The organism is Thermococcus sp. MAR1 (genome assembly GCF_012027305.1).
Lineage (GTDB): Archaea > Methanobacteriota_B > Thermococci > Thermococcales > Thermococcaceae > Thermococcus.
The window spans coordinates 72381-88112 of record NZ_SNUF01000001.1; the positions used below are offsets into that span (position 1 = coordinate 72381).

Here is a 15732-nt window from a genome sequence, read left to right on the forward strand (position 1 = left end):
AGGCCGTGAGAACCGCTGACAAAAATAACAATAAAAAGGGGATCATGCGATTCCCTTGGCAAGGACGAACTCGGCGACGTTTTCGACCTGGCTCTTGGCCCTGGTCTCGGTGATGCTCTTCCTTCCAGTCTCAACGGGAACCTTCCTGAATATCTCCTCGTGGAGTCTGACAACGTCCTCGGGTGGCTTGGTGAGAAGGCTGACGATTATGATGACTATCAGTGTTACGAAGAAGTTGATGAAGAACACCGGTATGCCGTTGAACCAGCCGCCTATCGTTCCGAAGAAGCCCGGAGCGTCTGGGTTGAAAGCCCAGCCGTATATCTTTGCCTCGAAGATTACCTCGCTGATGAGACCGTAGGCCATTCCGACTATCGCTCCCTCTTTTGTTGCCCTCTTCCACCAGAGGCTGAGCACTAGTATCGGCCCAAAGCCGACGGCTAAGCCACCCCATGCTGTAGCAACCATCTGGTAGATGACCTTCGGGCCGCTTATGGCGAACCAGAGGCCAACGAGGGCGACACCGAAGACGACGAGCCTTGAGATGTTAACCATCTGCTTCTTGCCGACTTCCTTTCCGAGGACCTTGTGGTAGAAGTCCCTGGCTATGGCCGAGGAAGCAACCAAAAGCTGTGAGTCTGCTGTACTCATGACGGCTGAGATAATACCCGCTATGACGAAGCCCGCCAACCAGCCGGGCATCAGCTCAACGGCCATCGCTGGAATGACCTTCTCCGGGTCGCTGACGCTCAGAATTCCTGCCTGATACATGGCGAAGCCCAGGAATCCGACGAAGAACGCACCCCAGAGGACGAGTATCGTCCAGGTTCCGCTGATGAAGATACCCGGCCTTCTGAGCTTCCTCGGGTCCTCAACGCTCATGTAACGGGTGACGATGTGGGGCTGACCCAGGTAGCCGACTATCCATGAGGCGTAGCCTATGGCGAAGACTATCGCCGCTAAACCCGTTGCACCGCCGAAGGGATGCAGCTTCGCAGGGTCGGCGCTGGCTATTATCTGAGTGGCCTTCTCAAAACCGCCAACCCTTGAGAGGGCCAGGAAAGGAACTATCAGGAGGGTCAGCAGCATGAACATCGCCTGAACGACGTCGGTCCAGACGACGGCGAAGAATCCACCGGTGATAACGTAGGCCGTCAGGATGATGACGGTTATGAGGATTCCGGTGTTGTCGCTTATGCCGAAACCTTCGGCGAAGGTCTTTCCTCCGGCCGTGAACTGGGCTGCAACGTAGGCTGTCATGAAGATGACGATTATCAGTGCGCTCAGAATTCTTATCAGCTTGGTGTCGTCTTTCAGACGAGCCTCCAGGTAGTCGGGCACGGTTATGGCTCTGAATTTACCCGCGTAAATTCTCAGCCTCGGGCCAATGAGGACGTAATCGGCGAGGGTACCGAAGAGACAGCCGATTCCTGCCCAGAAGGCACCGAGACCGCTGGAAAAGGCCGCACCTGGATAACCGAGCATCAGCCATCCGGAGAAGTCGCTCGCCTTGTCGGAGAGGGTCGCAGCTAAAACGTGAACCCTCCTTCCGCCAACGAAGTACTGGTCCTCTGTTTTGGTGTACCTGTTGGCCCACCAGCCTATGTACGCCAGCAGTGCGAGATACACCAGAAAACCAAACAGTATCCCGCTGTTCATAGCTTACCCTCCTCCTTGAGAGTTGTCATGAGGTCTTCGTCGTATGCCAGAATCTCATCGTCCACGTAGTACTCCTTGCCGGTTATTCTGTCCCAGAAGCCGTACAGCAGCATTGTCAAAATACCCAAAAGTGTCGGTACCAAGAGCGTTGCCCAGGCTGAACCACTAAAGCCCATCTTGCTTCACCCCAATACACCGGTGCAAACTAAAGGACATCAGACCACATTATGGGCGTTTGAAAATATAAACATATTGGTTTAACAGTTCCCCATTGAGAACGGGATGTTGAGCCACTGTGACAAACAAAGAGTAACAGTTAATAGGCCATGGGGGCATGTAGATTCGGGGGCTGGAATATGAGGGTCAACGTCATGAGACCTATATTCAAACCCGAGGTGCCGGATACCGACTTCGTTCTGTATCCCTACCACATATTTCACTTGAGGCTCTTCTACAAGCGTCTAGGGAGAAGCGACAGGGTCTTTGACTACTTCGCCTACGTCGACCTGTACCGTCTCGGGGCGGAGAGGGGTGACGGCTTCATAGACCTCTACGAGTGGGACGTCGAGGAGAAGAAGGTTATGGAACCGCTCGTGGACTACGAGGAGGCAAAGATGAAGGCCTTCGAGAGCGCGATAATCTGGGGCAACTCAAGGGTTGTCTCGTGGTGGCTCCCGAGGATAGAGATAATCCGCGATGCCCGGGCATACAAGGTCTTCTGGATTTTTGATAGGAACGGAGAAAAGCTCATCATGGACAGCTTGGATGGCAAGGAGTTCAGCCTTGAGACAATCGTCGGGACGGACGGAAGGAAGTGCAGGGGGCCGTTCTGCCGCTAACGAGCGTGAATCTCCACTATATCCCCGTCCTCAAGCACGTGGTCGGCACCAACGCGCTGGCCCGGGAACTTGACGCTCCTGCCCCAGACTCTGGCATAGCGGAAGTTCTTGGCGAAGTCCTTGTGGATCCTCTCCGCCAGATCCATAACCGTTGAACCCTTCTTCAGCGGCACCGGTGGGTAGGCCGGCTCCTCCCCGGGGCTCTTAGTGAAGACGCGAATAATCCCTGCCAGCTCATAGAGCTCGTCCTTGAGCTTGTCCAGCTGTATCTTCCTCTTCGCCGAGACGGGGATTATCTTGAACCTGTCCCCGTAGGCTTCAACGAGCTTCTCGTAGTTCTCCCTGCTCCCGGGGGCGTCGCCCTTGTTGGCTATGATTATCGCCCTCCTCCAGACGAGGCTTTCATCCAAAGCGTCTGCGAAGTCCTCCAGCGTTACGGGCTCCTTAACCGTTATCTCCGCTGAGTGAATTCTTTCTTCCCTGAGCATCTTCATGACTTCGCTGATGTCCCCCTTGATGTTCTCCTGACCGTTGATGACGATTCCGCCCATTGCTGTCCTCTTTATCTCAACCCTCGGGCGGCGCTTGTTCAGCTTTATTCCAGCCCTCTCGAACTCCTTGAGAAGGGTTTCCATCTGCTTCACAGGGTCTTGGGAGAGGTCGACCACGATGGCTATCGCATCAGCGTTTCTTACGACGCTGAGGAGCTGGGGTCCCATTCCCTTTCCAAGGGCCGCCCCTTCAACGAGGCCCGGAACCTCAACGAGCTGTATCTGGACATCCTTGTGGTGCATCATGCCCGGTATCGGTTCAACCGTAGTGAATGCGTAGTCCGCCACGTCTATATCCACGTTGGTTAAAGCCTTCATGAGTGAGCTCTTTCCGACGTTGGGCAGGCCGGCAAGGACTATCTGTGCCGCGCCTTCCTTCCTCACCGACATCGACGGCCCGCCGCCGCCTTTTTTCATCTGACGCTGCTTCTCCAGCTCCTTCCTTAACTCAGCGAGCTTTCGCTTTATCTGGAGTCTGAGCTTTTCCGTCCCCTTGTGCTTTGGCACAGTGGCGTACATCTTTTCGAGGGCCCGAATCTTCTCTGGAATAGTCTTGGCGTTTCTGTACTCCTCCTCCGCCGCTAGGTATTCCGCTGTTACGTTGGTTGGCATCCCTGACCCTCCCAGAAGCTCTGAAGTAAGAGGCGAGCGGCGTTTTATAAACGCTGTGGTTCTGAAATCGGCAAGTTTATAAAATCTTCCGAAAATTTTTTACAGGCGGTGATGCTCATGCGAACGGGTTTGGACGACATAGACAGAAAGATCCTCGCCATCCTCCAAAAGAACAGCAGAACGCCCCTGAGGGAGATCTCCAAAGAGGTTAATCTCGCCGAGTCGACCGTTTACGAGAGGATTAAAAAACTTAAGGAGCGGGGCATAATAAAGAAGTTTACCGTCATACTGGATCCCGAGTCCCTCGGCTTCAAGATTCTGGCGTTTATACTGATAAAAGCGAAAGCGGGGGAGTACTCCCACGTGGCGAGTGAGCTCAAAAAGTATCCGGAGATCGTCGAGATTTTCGAGACCACTGGGGACCACGACATGCTCGTCAAAATAAGAACCAGGGGTAGCGAGGAGCTCAACGAGTTCCTCGATACGATAGGTGAAATCGAAGGCGTGGTTGCAACCCATACTATGGTCGTCCTGAAGGTTCACAAGGAAACTACGGAGCTTCCCCTCTGAACATTTTTGTCCAAAAAGTCTTATAAGTGTCCTTTTCTATTTTCCTCTAAGCGTTTGGACGGAGGTGTTTGAGATGAAGGTGCTGTTTCTTAGTGCCGATGGTTTTGAAGACTTAGAGCTTATCTACCCCCTTCACAGGCTCAAGGAGGAAAACCACGAGGTCTACGTGGCGAGCTTCCAGAGGGGCAAGATAACCGGCAAGCACGGCTACTCCGTCGAGGTTCAGCTGGCATTTGAGGAGGTTGACCCGGACGACTTCGACGCTCTCGTCCTCCCCGGTGGAAAGGCTCCGGAAATAGTCAGGCTCAACGAGAAGGCAGTTGAGATAACCAGGAGAATGTTTGAAGCTGGGAAGCCGGTGGCGAGCATCTGCCACGGGCCGCAGATACTCATCTCAGCCGGCGTGCTGAGGGGCAGGAAGGGAACGAGCACCGTAACCATCAGGGACGACGTAAGGAACGCGGGAGCAGAGTGGATAGACAAGGAGGTCGTCGTTGACGGCAACTGGGTAAGCTCAAGGCACCCCGGCGACCTCTACGCCTGGATGAGGGAGTTCGTCAAGCTTTTGAAGTGAGATGCTTCGTCATTTTTCCTTGTTTTCTCTCCTCTAACTCTCCTCGTACTTTCGGGCGTTACTGTCCCTGGGCATAACCCCTCGGGGGCGTAAAGTTTATACGGTGAATGATGAAATTTTCATCGGTGAGTATGATGCGCAGAATGGCGGGGCTTTTGGGTGCGGTCGTGGGTGTTGTCATGGTTCTGCTCCTCGTTGGTGTAGTTGTAACTGCCCTGGCCCTTCACGGCGACATCCATATCGAGGGGATAACTCCGAGAAAAGACGCCGGCCCTCTAAGGGAGCTCGGCCGCTTTGACGCCGGAGCTGTAATTGTTAAGAACGTGGTCGGGGAGGTTCGGCTGATTTCCTCTGACGTTAGCGGGGTTGTGGTTAAAAGCAACCTCCCTGTAAATGCAACCTACCAGAACGGCCTTCTGACCGTTTACTGCCTCGTTGAAAAGAAGAGAAGCGGGTTTGGGATTAGTACTCACAACCTCTGCGAGGATTACAAAAACGGAAGGATTATCATAGAGGTTGGGAATGGATTGAGCGACGTCTGGGTTCAGAACACAGTTGGGGACGTTTTTATAGGGGCAAATACCACGAGGATATTCATCGAGGACATCGTTGGGGACGTTGTGAGCAGCGCTCCAGCGGAATACATGGTTGACGATGTGGTCGGGGATGTCAGTATCCATGCCGGGGGAGATGTCACCATAAACGACGTCGTGGGCGACATCGGGATAAGGGTGCCCCCCAACTACACCGTCAGCCTCTCCCTGGACGACGTTCTTGGAAAGGTCGAGAAGGCTCACTCCGGCGAGGGAAGACCAATCATAATCAGAATTTCCAACGTTGTGGGCGACGTCTCCGTAGGGCAATGATTTTTAAAGCCCCCCAATCTTTTCTAACCCGGTGAGAGACATGGCTGAGAAGCTCGTGAGGTCAAAAACGGAGCGGATTTTTTTGGGCGTGCTCGGGGGCATAGCCCGGCATCTCAACGTTGACCCAACCCTTGTAAGGCTTATCTTTGTGGTTCTTCTGGTGTTCAACCCGGTTGCCATGACGCTGCTCTACTTCCTTGCGGCGCTCATAATACCCGAGGAGGGCGGAGAAACTGAGGAACCCCTCTCGGACAGGCTCGAAAACCTGGTAGATGAGACCGGGGAAAGGCTGGGGGAGGTCTTTTCCGGAAACGAAAACTCGAAGGCAATCGCCCTCCTGCTGATAGTACTGGGTGCAATACTGCTGGCCGGCCCCTTCATGCCGTTCCTCGTCCCTGCCGTGGACTTCAGGACGCTGCTGGCGGTGACCTTCCTCGTAATCGGCATAATCCTCCTCCTGAGGGGTGATTGAGATGCGAACCTTCGGCTGGATTCTGGTTTTTCTCGGCCTTCTCCTCCTTATGAGGGAGTTCCAGCCATCTTTCCTGGACTGGCTCAGGCCGTACGCGCCGTATATAAGGGACGCTTTCTGGGGCGTTACGCTCATAGCCTTTGGCCTCTACATGCTGACGAGAAGAGCCCTTAGAAGGGCCGTGTTAATTCTCTACCTCATATACCTGCTCCTGTACCTGGTGGTCTGAATGGAGCGGTGGAGAATAGTCCGAGCCTTCACCCTCGGTCCCCTCATCGAGGCGGCCGTTCCGAAGCCGGGCAACGTGAATCGCTTTAGGGACTTCGACGACCTCACCTTCTACCACTTCCTCTTCGCCGACACGGCCGTTACGGGGGTTTACTACGAGGCCGTGAAGACGGCGGAACTTCTGAGAAAGGGCATACTGGAACCAAAGGAAGCCGGTCTGGGCGAGCTGATAAAGCGTGCCGTTGGGGCATCGCGCGAGGCCCAGGACGCCAACCCCAACTTTGGCATCATCGCCCTATCGCTTCCCCTCATCATGGGGCTGGCAATGGGCCGCAACATGCTCGATGCGAGGAAAAAAGCGAAACTGCTGATAGAGGAATCAACCGTCAGGGACACGATGGAGCTCTACCGGGCGATAAGGATAGCCAACCCCAAGGGAATCCCGAGCGGGGTAAAGTACGATGTTTACAGTGACGATTCCTTCAGGGAGCTTTTCCAGGACGGGATAAACTTGGCTAGACTCGCCGAGATGAGCTGTGAAAGGGAACTCATCTTCTGCGAGTGGCTCGACGGATACGAGCTGAGTTACTCCACCTTCGGAAGGCTCTACGAGCTGATAAAGGAGCTCCCGCTGGAGGACGCCGTCGTGATGGCCTTCATCGAACTTTTGGCCAGGAACATCGACACGCTGATAGCCAGAAAGGCCGGCCTTGAGGAGGCGAAGCTCGTTCGGGAGAAGGCAAAAGCCCTTCTCGCAGGGGAGCTGAGCCTTGAGGAGTTCGATGCCTTCCTGCGCGAAAGGGGCGACCTGAGAAACCCTGGAAGCCTGGCGGACGTTATGGCCGTCTCTCTCAGCCTGCTCGTTCTCAGGGGATTAAGGATAGAATTGAGAAACGGGAGGGTCTGGGGGCTGTTTCATAAATGATAACAAGCGAAACTTTTAAATATTTTTGGCACTAATTTCTTTTGGGCGAGAAGGCTGAAGCTTTATCGTACTGGTGAAGTCGCCAAGAAACTTGGAGTTTCAAAGATGACGGTTCTGAGATGGATTAAATCAGGCAAGCTGAAAGCTCACAGAATTGGAAAAGAATACCGAGTTCCAGAGAGTGAAATTCTGAGAATTCTCGAAGGAAAACTTCCCGATAAAGTTGTCATTTACGCCAGAGTTTCAAGCAGAGACCAAAAAGAGGACTTGGAGAGACAGGTCGAATACCTCAAAAACTACTGTTCTTCAAAAGGATACCAAGTTGTGAAAATTCTCACTGACATTTCCTCCGGCCTGAACGAGAACAGAAAAGGCTTAAAACAACTCTTCAAATTGGTTGAGAGCGGAGAAGTTACCAGAGTCATCATAACTTACCGGGACAGGCTCACGAGATTCGGCTTCAAATACCTCGAACAATACTTCAACTCACACGGCGTGGAAATTGAAGTAATCTTCGATGACGATGAGAAGACGCCGGAAAAAGAACTCGTTGAGGACTTGCTGGCAATCGTAACTTCCTTCGCTGGAAAGCTTTATGGAATGCGTTCTCACAAGAAAAAACGCCTCGTCGAGGCGGTAAAGAATGCCCTCAGAAACGATTAAGCTAACAGCAAAATTCAAGCTGAAGGAAACTCCTGAAGGATTAGATGAGCTTTTCCAAACTTATCGTGAGATTGTGAACCTTCTCATAACTTACGCTTTTGAGAACAACGTTACCAGCTTTTACCGGCTGAAGAAGGAAACTTACAAGGGATTACGCAAAGAATACCACGAACTCCCAAGCCATTACCTTTACACGGCTTGCCAGATGGCCACTGCAATATTCAAGAGCTTTAGGAAGCGGAGAAAGAAGGGGAAAGCTGAGGGGAAGCCTATTTTTAAGAAGGAGGTCATAATGCTCGACGACCACTTATTCAAACTCGATTTAGAAAACAAAACCGTAAAACTCTCTACTCCAAACGGGAGAATTCAGCTGGAGTTTTATCCTGCCAAATACCACGAGAGGTTTAAGGATTGGGAGGTTGGGCAGGCTTGGCTTGTTAGAACGCCGAAAGGTGTTTTCCTCAACGCTGTCTTCTCAAAGGAAGTCGAGGTTGAAGAACCTAAAGCCTTTGTTGGAGTGGACTTGAACGAGAACAACGTAACCCTCTCCCTCCCAAACGGGAAATTCGTTCAAATTATCACTCATGAAAGGGAAATTAGGACGGGCTACTTTGTAAAGAGGCGGAAAATCCAGCAGAAAATTCGGAGTGGAAGAAAGAGGAAGGAACTCCTTGAAAAGTATGGGCGGAGGGAGAGGAACAGGCTTAACGACTTGTATCATAAACTTGCGAATAAAATCGTCGAGTTGGCGAAAAAATACGGTGGGATTGTCTTGGAGGATTTAACGGAAATCAGGGAGTCAATCAGGTATTCTGCTGAGATGAATGGTCGTTTGCACCGCTGGAGTTTTAGGAAGCTTCAGAGCATTATCGAATACAAGGCTAAATTGAAGGGCGTTAGGGTTGTTTTTGTGAATCCTGCTCACACTTCCTCCCTGTGCCCGATATGTGGGGAGAAATTAAGCCCGAATGGGCACAGGGTTTTGAAGTGCTCAAAGTGTGGGTTTGAAGCCGACCGTGATGTGGTCGGGAGTTGGAATATTCGCTTGAGGGCCCTGAAGATGTGGGGAGTCTCCGTTCCCCCCGAAAGCCCTCCAATGAAGACGGGAGGAGGGAAGGTTATCCGCTACGATTGGTTCGCACGTTCCAAAAGTAGCGGATAACCAGAACGGTTATAGGACGACCTTGAAGCGCTTTGCGCCTCCCAGGCCCAGACCGATGGCCTTGCTGTCAATGACGACGGCGTCACCATCGAGCTCTTCGACCACACGTATCTTGAGCCCGGAGAGCTCGAAAACCTCCTCATCTCCTCCGAACTCCTCGTTTATCTGCGCCATTATGAACTCGTAGGCCTCCTTTCCAAGAAGGACCACGTCGGGCTCGTATCCGTCGAGCTTGAGCTCGTTTGCCTTCTCCTCTGCGGTGCTCAGAACACGGATCAAATCCCCACGCATTTTCAACACCATTTAGAGAGTTGGTGGGGAAGTTTAAAAGGGTGATTGCTCAGAGGGCACTGCTGAATGCGGCCTCATAGGCTTCCACGGTTTCCTCGTCCCCTGTTATCATAAGAATCATGAGCAAATTCGTTCTCTTGACCTTCTGGGAGCCTCGCCCTTCAGGGCGGGAAAGGGGTTAAGCATAGAACGCCCATGGTGTTTAACTTTTTCGAGTTGTTAAAAATGATGGGGAAGGGGATTTGGTGGGTTAAATTCCAAACGCCCCCTTGATGCCGTTTATTATCATCTGCACCGCCATGGACGTCAGTATCAGACCCATCATCCTGGTCATGACCTTTATTCCCACCCTGCCGAGCTTCCTCTGTATCCTGTTGGAGGAGCAGAGAATCAGCCAGACGGTCAGGCCTATCGCGAGAATGCTCGCTATCACCGTCGCCTTTTCCGGAACGGAAGTGCTTTTGGCCATGTAGAGCATGACCGTGGTTATCGCACCCGGGCCCGAGATAAGGGGTATGGCGAGCGGGATTATGGCAACCTCCTCCAGCGTAACCACTTCCTCGCTGAACTCTTCGGTTTCCTCCTTGCTTATCTTGACCGTTGAGAGCCGGCCCGAGAGCATGTCCATTGCCATCTTGAAGAGCAAAATTCCTCCGGCTATCGCGAAGGCATCGACGCTCGAGCCGAAGAACTTGAATATCCACTCCCCTATGAGGGCGAAGACGACTAGGGTCACGATAACAGTGGTGGCGGTTTTTTGTGCTATCTCCCGTCTCTGGCCCCAGGAGAGGTCGTGGGTAACCCCGAGGAATACTGGAACCGCTCCGACCGGGTTCGTTATTGCGAACAGGCCGCCGTAGAGTATGACGAAGTGCTTGACCAGCCCTATCACGTCACCACCCGAAGGCGGGAAGAAGAGGAGGTTAAAAACCTAACCCCTGATTACCTCGAATGAATACGTAACTTCAGCGCCGCTTAGCTTCATGTGGGCCGAGGCCGAGCAGTACTTGTCCTGGCTCAGCTCTATCGCCCTCTTCGCCTTCTCCTCCTTCACGTCGCCGTATATCCTGTAGTGGAGGTGGACTTTCCTGTATATCTTCGGGTGCTCCTCCCTCCTCTCGCCTGAAATCTCGACTTCGAGACCTTCAATAGGCTCGCGCATCTTCTGGAGAATCATGACGACGTCATAGGTGGTGCAGCCGGCAACGCTCAGAAGGAGGAGCTTCATGGGGCTTATGCCGCCCTCCCCAAGTATGACGGAGCATTTGTCGCTTTCAATCCTGCCGATGAACTGGTAATCCTTGAACCACTCGACCTTTCCTTTTACGGGTTCGGTCATGAGCATCACCCCTCTCACCTCGGGCAAGGCCTTTAAAGGGGTTTCTGAAACTTAAGGTGATGTACATCAGGCCCTTCGACCCCTGGAAGGCTAAGCTCTGCACCTGTCCGTTCAAGTACACCCTCAATGTGTACACCGGCTGTGACCACGCGTGCGTTTACTGCTACATAACCTCCTACATCCCCAACGCCTTCCGCGTGAGAACGAAGGAGGGGCTTCTTCCAAAACTGGAGCGTGAGTTAAGGCGTTTTGACCGGCGCCACATAATAGCGCTCTCCTACTCCTCCGACCCGTATCCAACGATTGAGCGTGAGCTGGGCATAACCAGGAGCGTTCTCAAGCTCTTCAAACACTACGACGTCCGCTGTCTGATCCTCACAAAGTCAGACATCTTCGAGCGAGACCTGGATGTTCTTAGCGAGCTTAAGTGCGCCGTCGGGGTAACCGTCACGACGGTGGACGAGAGAAAGGCCAAGCTTCTGGAACCCAACGCGCCTTCACCCAAGGCCAGGATACGGGCCCTCAAAAAGGCCAAGGATGCGGGTATTCCAGTTTACGCGAGGATAGACCCCATAATCCCCTTCTATACCTGGGAGGACTTCGATGAAACGCTCGACGCTTTAAGCTTTGTGAGCCACATCACCGTTTCGACCCTCAAGCTCAGGCCCGACTCAAGGAAGAGAATGTTCGCCAAGTTTCCGGAGCTGATGGAAAGGCTGTGGCCCCTTTACGAGAAGGGTGAGAGGATAGGGGGCTATTACTACCTGCCTCGCGAGTTGAGATTTGAAATCCTGAGGGAGGCGGAGAGGAAGGTTCTGGGGAAAGGAATCACGTTCGGTTCGTGTCGTGAAGGTTACCGCTCGTTTCCGAGCTGTGATGGCTCTCATCTTGTTCCTTTGTGAGCTCCTCCCTGAGCTCGGCCTCTATCTCTATCTTCTCCATCTCAAGCTTGCCCCTGCGATACTCGGAGGCGGCTTTGACGAAGGCCTCGAAGACCCTGTCCATCTCGGGCAGGTACTCCGGCTGCCACTGAAGGCCAATTATGAAGCCCTCGGTTCCCTCGATGGCCTCTATCAGACCGTCCACGGCGTAGGCAACTGGCTTTATTCCCTCACCGACCCTCTTAACCGCTTGGTGATGGAAGCTGTTGACCCTGAGATAAACCTCGTTGGTTCCCTCTATGTCCAGCTCGTCCTTGAGTATCTCGTAGAGGGTGGAGCTTGTCTTTATCCTGACGCCGTGAACCCTCTGGGTAGGCCCTATCAGCTCGACGTCCCAATCGTGCTTTATGGCTTTTGGGATGTCGTTCAGGTCCTGATAGAGCGTTCCCCCGAGGGCCACGTTTATCACATGCATCCCGCGGGAGATTCCGAGTATCGGAACACCCATCTCCACGGCCATCTTCACGAGCCGTATCTCAAACTCGTCTCTGTCAACATCAACGTATTTTATCGCACCCGAGGGATCCTCTCCGTAGAAGTGGGGATGGACATCTGGCCCCTCGATGAGCAGTACTCCGTCCACGTGCTCAAGGACTTCCTCGGGGGAGGAGTTTATGTTGAAAACCGCCGGAACGCCCCCGGCAGCGGTGACCTTCTCAACGTGCCTGCGGTCGAGAAAAAGCCTGTTTTTGGATGGGTCAACCTGACCTATTATGCCTATCAATGGCCTCATAAGTACCACCACCTAGTGATGTGTCCACGTCAGAATAAAAAGCTTTGCGGGAAGAAAAAGAAGGGACGTCAGCCCTTAAGGGCCTTTATCTCTTCCTCTATAACCTCTGCTAGTCTCCTGACGCCTTCGCGTATGGTCTCCTCCGGGACGTAGGTGAAGTTGAGACGCATGGTATTCTTAACGTCACGGTTAGCAAAGAACGCCTCACCGGGTACGTATGCAACGCCCCTGCTTATGGCCTTCTCTGCCATGAGTTTTGTGTCTATGCCCTCAGGTAGGGTCACCCAGATGAACATTCCACCATCCGGTTTGGTCCACCTCACTCCTTCTGGCATGTACTCCTCTAGGGCCTCGAGCATGGCATCTCTGCGCGGTTTGTAGAACTCGATTATCTTGGGGATGTGCTCATCCAGGTGGCCGTCCTCGACGTACTTCCAGGCTATAACTTGGGCGAGGGTGTTAGCACAGAGGTCGACGGCCTGCTTGGCTATCTCTATCTTCCTGATGAAATGTGGGTGCGCCGCAATCCATCCGAGCCTGAATCCGGGCGCGAGTATCTTTGAGAACGTTCCGAGGTAGAGGACTCTACCCTCGTCGTCAAAGTGCTTGATAGGAGGTATTGGCTCGCCGGAGTAGCGGAGTTCACTGTAGGGCCCATCCTCCACGATAAGGAAGTCGTACTCCTTGGCCAGCTCTATGAGTCTCTTCCTCCTTTCGAGGCTCATAGTCACTCCAGCCGGGTTCTGGAATGTGGAAACGGTGTACACGAACTTTACTTTCTCGCCCCGTTTTCTCAGCTCTTCCAGCTTCTCTTCAAGGAGGTCAATCCTCATTCCATCATCATCCATTGGAATGGTAACGAACCTGGGGTCGTAGTATTTGAACGCGTTGAGCGCCGCCAGGTAGGTTGGCCCCTCGACGACGACGATGTCCCCCGGGTTTATGAAGGTTCTCCCGATTAAGTCCAGAGCCTGCTGGCTTCCTGCCACCATCATTATCTCCACTTTACTGGTCGGGATACCGTAGCGCTTCTCCATCCATTTCGCCAGCGCCAGCCGGAGGGGCGTGAATCCCTTCGTAGTGCCGTACTGAAGGGCCTTATCGGCATGGTGGGTTAGAACCTCGGCGGCTATCTTCTTGATGGTCTCAACGGGAAACGTCTCCGGAGCTGGAAGGCCGCCTGCAAGGGAGATGACATCCCCCGCCTCAACGAGCTTGAGGAGTTCCCTAATCTCCGACGCCTTCATACCCTTGGCCTTCTCCGAGAAGTAGGCCTCAAAATCCAGTGAGCCAGAACCCAGCTTGCGCATAAGTTTTTCCTCCACTTCCGTTCCCCCCATTAGATGCACACTTTTGATCATGTCACCAAATCTATACACTTAAGAGGTAGCGGCGATTGGTTATAAATCTTTCTGCAATGGTCGTTAGTGGCATTTACGTTTGTAAACTCAACAGCGAGAGTATTTTTAAGAACATCAAAGAACTGAAGGGAACATGGGTGAACACAAAATCCCTATAAACCCTCCCGTCATAACCTGAGTTTACCGAAGAGGGGTGATGGCAATGGCGGTAGTGAAGGAAGTGCTTGAGATAGCGGAGGAAATTAGGGACATGAGGATTAGGGGGGCTGGGAAAATAGCCCGCTCTGCGGCATATGCGCTCCAGCTTCAGGCCGAGAAGAGCAAAGCAGCGAACGTTGACGATTTCTGGAGCGAGATGAAGCAGGCGGCCAAGATACTCTACGAGACGAGGCCAACAGCTGTTTCCCTCCCCAACGCGCTCCGTTACGTCATGCACCGGGGAAAAGTTGCCTACGCCGGCGGTGCCGACTTTGACCAGCTGAAATTCATAGTCATAAACGCGGCCAAGGAGTTCATTCACAACTCCGAGAAGGCTATCGAAAGGATAGGCGAGATGGGGGCGAAGCGCATAGAGGATGGAGACGTTATAATGACCCACTGCCACAGCAAAGCGGCGATAAGCGTCATGAAGACCGCCTGGGAGCAGGGCAAGGACATAAAGGTCATCGTCACTGAGACGAGGCCCAAGTGGCAGGGCAAGCTCACTGCTAAGGAGCTTGCTTCCTATGGCATCCCGGTAATCTACGTCGTTGACAGCGCCGCGAGGCACTACATGAAGATGACGGACAAGGTGGTCATGGGTGCAGACAGCATAACGGTCAACGGCGCGGTCATAAACAAGATTGGAACTGCGTTGATAGCCCTCACCGCCAAGGAGCACAGGATATGGACGATGATAGCTGCCGAGACCTACAAGTTCCACCCCGAGACCATGCTCGGCCAGCTGGTGGAGATAGAGATGCGCGACCCGACGGAGGTCATTCCGGAGGAGGAGCTCAAGACCTGGCCGAAGAACATAGAGGTCTGGAATCCAGCGTTCGACGTTACCCCGCCGGAGTACGTGGACGTCATCATAACCGAGCGCGGCATAATCCCGCCGAGTGCCGCCATCGACATACTCAAGGAGGAGTTCGGCTGGGCCCTCAAGTACACTGAACCCTGGGAGGGCTGAGGCTTTTTTCCTTGTCTCTTTATTCTCCGTCCTTTCGATTGTGAAAAGTGAAATGCTTTAACCTCCTCCGCCCACTGCGGTGAATGCTTCCGCGTAGGCCTTCACGGTTTTCTCGTCGCCCATTATCATGAGAACTCTGACCAGGTTCATGTCCTTGACCTCGGAGAATTCGACGTAGAGGTACTGGTCGTTTTTAACAAATAGGGCCGAGTATAGGGGCTTCAGCGCCTCTGTCTCCAGGACAGTTACTTCCTCGCGCTTCTTGAAGCCAGCGGATTCTATGCTCCCTATCGTGGTCTTTAGAATGTCCTCTGGGATGCAACTGCAGGTTCCATTCACCCATGAAGTTACTGGAGGACATGATCCTGCAGAGGTCAGGTCAAGAGCCTTCCCGCAGAAGGGCATATCGGTTTTCTTCCATCTTCCTTCCCCGATGGGGACGACGAAGGTGGCAATCTTCACTTCTCCTGACGGAATCATTAGCTCTGTCCTGAGAGTGTATTCCTTGAGGCACTTCTCTCGGAGTGAATCCGTCGGATTCGGATTGTGATGGCAGAGGTACATGCCGTGGGAAGCCAGGGCACCCTTTTCTATCTGGACCCTGACCTCTCCGCGCTGGATGTGGCAGGGCGGGGCTATGCCAAGTTGGGTGGCCCACTCATCGATGACTGAGTAACCGCTTCCCCCGGTGATGGGCCAGGCTCCAAAGGACTCGCTGAAGCTTACCTTGGAGCCGTTCTCGGGATAGTAAGCCACGTTTATAACGTGCGGCGAC

The 15732-nt window shown here is 53.2% G+C and carries 20 protein-coding genes; 11 read left to right on the top strand and 9 right to left on the bottom strand.

The features are described 5' to 3' along the window. Positions 1–42 precede the first annotated feature (42 nt). Together E3E25_RS00375 and E3E25_RS00380 are read right to left on the bottom strand one after the other, a co-directional pair. Entirely contained in the window at positions 43–1659 is a 1617-nt protein-coding gene (locus E3E25_RS00375) for a sodium/proline symporter (RefSeq protein ID WP_167891390.1), read from the bottom strand. Beyond that, positions 1656–1835 carry a hypothetical protein gene (locus E3E25_RS00380; RefSeq protein ID WP_167891391.1) on the bottom strand — a complete coding sequence of 60 codons (180 nt, stop codon included), beginning with the start codon at positions 1833–1835 and terminating at the stop codon, positions 1656–1658. Before E3E25_RS00380 ends, E3E25_RS00375 begins: the two co-directional genes overlap by 4 nt. 180 nt (positions 1836–2015) lie before the next feature. Between E3E25_RS00380 and E3E25_RS00385 the strand changes: the two genes are divergently transcribed. Further along, positions 2016–2498, top strand: a complete 483-nt coding sequence (locus tag E3E25_RS00385; protein WP_167891392.1) for a hypothetical protein — start codon at positions 2016–2018, stop codon at positions 2496–2498. On the opposite strand, the gene E3E25_RS00390 is transcribed toward E3E25_RS00385, so the two are convergent. Continuing rightward, the gene (locus tag E3E25_RS00390) at positions 2495–3661 is read right to left on the bottom strand and encodes a GTP-binding protein (protein WP_167891393.1); all 1167 of its coding nucleotides are present in this window, start codon (positions 3659–3661) and stop codon (positions 2495–2497) included. The two genes, E3E25_RS00385 and E3E25_RS00390, sit on opposite strands and share 4 nt — an antisense overlap. Before the next feature lie 117 nt (positions 3662–3778). Here E3E25_RS00390 and E3E25_RS00395 point away from each other — a divergent pair, with 117 nt between their 5' ends. From E3E25_RS00395 to E3E25_RS00430, 8 genes are all read left to right on the top strand, one after another. Continuing rightward, complete coding sequence (locus tag E3E25_RS00395; protein WP_167892538.1) at positions 3779–4231, top strand: Lrp/AsnC family transcriptional regulator; 453 nt, start codon at positions 3779–3781, stop codon at positions 4229–4231. Positions 4232–4304: 73 nt separating this feature from the next. After that, on the top strand, positions 4305–4805 hold the full coding sequence (gene pfpI / locus E3E25_RS00400) for a deglycase PfpI (RefSeq protein WP_167891394.1): 501 nt from the start codon (positions 4305–4307) through the stop codon (positions 4803–4805). A 125-nt stretch (positions 4806–4930) separates the two neighbouring features. Continuing rightward, on the top strand, positions 4931–5671 hold the full coding sequence (locus E3E25_RS00405; RefSeq protein ID WP_167891395.1) for a hypothetical protein: 741 nt from the start codon (positions 4931–4933) through the stop codon (positions 5669–5671). A gap of 40 nt (positions 5672–5711) precedes the next feature. After that, complete coding sequence (locus E3E25_RS00410; RefSeq protein ID WP_206204624.1) at positions 5712–6143, top strand: PspC domain-containing protein; 432 nt, start codon at positions 5712–5714, stop codon at positions 6141–6143. Between the two features lies 1 nt (position 6144). After that, complete coding sequence (locus E3E25_RS00415; protein WP_167891397.1) at positions 6145–6372, top strand: hypothetical protein; 228 nt, start codon at positions 6145–6147, stop codon at positions 6370–6372. Next, complete coding sequence (locus E3E25_RS00420) at positions 6373–7296, top strand: triphosphoribosyl-dephospho-CoA synthase (protein ID WP_167891398.1); 924 nt, start codon at positions 6373–6375, stop codon at positions 7294–7296. Positions 7297–7350: 54 nt separating this feature from the next. Beyond that, positions 7351–7959: an IS607 family transposase gene (locus E3E25_RS00425; RefSeq protein ID WP_167892539.1), complete on the top strand. Its 609-nt coding sequence runs from the start codon at positions 7351–7353 to the stop codon at positions 7957–7959. Further along, positions 7940–9121 carry an RNA-guided endonuclease TnpB family protein gene (locus E3E25_RS00430; RefSeq protein ID WP_167891399.1) on the top strand — a complete coding sequence of 394 codons (1182 nt, stop codon included), beginning with the start codon at positions 7940–7942 and terminating at the stop codon, positions 9119–9121. Before E3E25_RS00425 ends, E3E25_RS00430 begins: the two co-directional genes overlap by 20 nt. A 9-nt stretch (positions 9122–9130) precedes the next feature. Here the strand turns inward: E3E25_RS00430 and E3E25_RS00435 are convergent, their stop codons facing one another. The 3 genes from E3E25_RS00435 to E3E25_RS00445 all read right to left on the bottom strand — a co-directional run bounded on the left by E3E25_RS00435 (position 9131) and on the right by E3E25_RS00445 (position 10751). Then, the gene (locus E3E25_RS00435; protein WP_167892540.1) at positions 9131–9412 is read right to left on the bottom strand and encodes a family 4A encapsulin nanocompartment shell protein; all 282 of its coding nucleotides are present in this window, start codon (positions 9410–9412) and stop codon (positions 9131–9133) included. 250 nt (positions 9413–9662) lie between these two features. Further along, on the bottom strand, positions 9663–10304 hold the full coding sequence (gene snatA / locus E3E25_RS00440; RefSeq protein ID WP_167891400.1) for a neutral amino acid NAAT transporter SnatA: 642 nt from the start codon (positions 10302–10304) through the stop codon (positions 9663–9665). Between the two features lie 39 nt (positions 10305–10343). Then, the gene (locus E3E25_RS00445; RefSeq protein ID WP_167892542.1) at positions 10344–10751 is read right to left on the bottom strand and encodes an OsmC family protein; all 408 of its coding nucleotides are present in this window, start codon (positions 10749–10751) and stop codon (positions 10344–10346) included. 59 nt (positions 10752–10810) lie between these two features. Between E3E25_RS00445 and E3E25_RS00450 the strand changes: the two genes are divergently transcribed. Beyond that, positions 10811–11653: a radical SAM protein gene (locus tag E3E25_RS00450; protein ID WP_167891401.1), complete on the top strand. Its 843-nt coding sequence runs from the start codon at positions 10811–10813 to the stop codon at positions 11651–11653. Here E3E25_RS00450 and E3E25_RS00455 read toward each other — a convergent pair. Together E3E25_RS00455 and E3E25_RS00460 are read right to left on the bottom strand one after the other, a co-directional pair. Then, a complete protein-coding gene (locus tag E3E25_RS00455; protein WP_167892541.1) occupies positions 11580–12425 on the bottom strand; it encodes a gamma-glutamyl-gamma-aminobutyrate hydrolase family protein in 846 nt (281 codons plus the stop codon). The two genes, E3E25_RS00450 and E3E25_RS00455, sit on opposite strands and share 74 nt — an antisense overlap. A 68-nt stretch (positions 12426–12493) precedes the next feature. Further along, a complete protein-coding gene (locus E3E25_RS00460) occupies positions 12494–13750 on the bottom strand; it encodes a PLP-dependent aminotransferase family protein (protein WP_167891402.1) in 1257 nt (418 codons plus the stop codon). 238 nt (positions 13751–13988) lie between these two features. Between E3E25_RS00460 and E3E25_RS00465 the strand changes: the two genes are divergently transcribed. Beyond that, positions 13989–14957, top strand: coding sequence for a ribose 1,5-bisphosphate isomerase (locus E3E25_RS00465; protein WP_167892543.1), 969 nt, complete (start codon positions 13989–13991; stop codon positions 14955–14957). 57 nt (positions 14958–15014) lie between these two features. Here the strand turns inward: E3E25_RS00465 and E3E25_RS00470 are convergent, their stop codons facing one another. Next, positions 15015–15713: a hypothetical protein gene (locus tag E3E25_RS00470; protein WP_167891403.1), complete on the bottom strand. Its 699-nt coding sequence runs from the start codon at positions 15711–15713 to the stop codon at positions 15015–15017. Between the last annotated feature and the right edge of the window lie 19 nt (positions 15714–15732).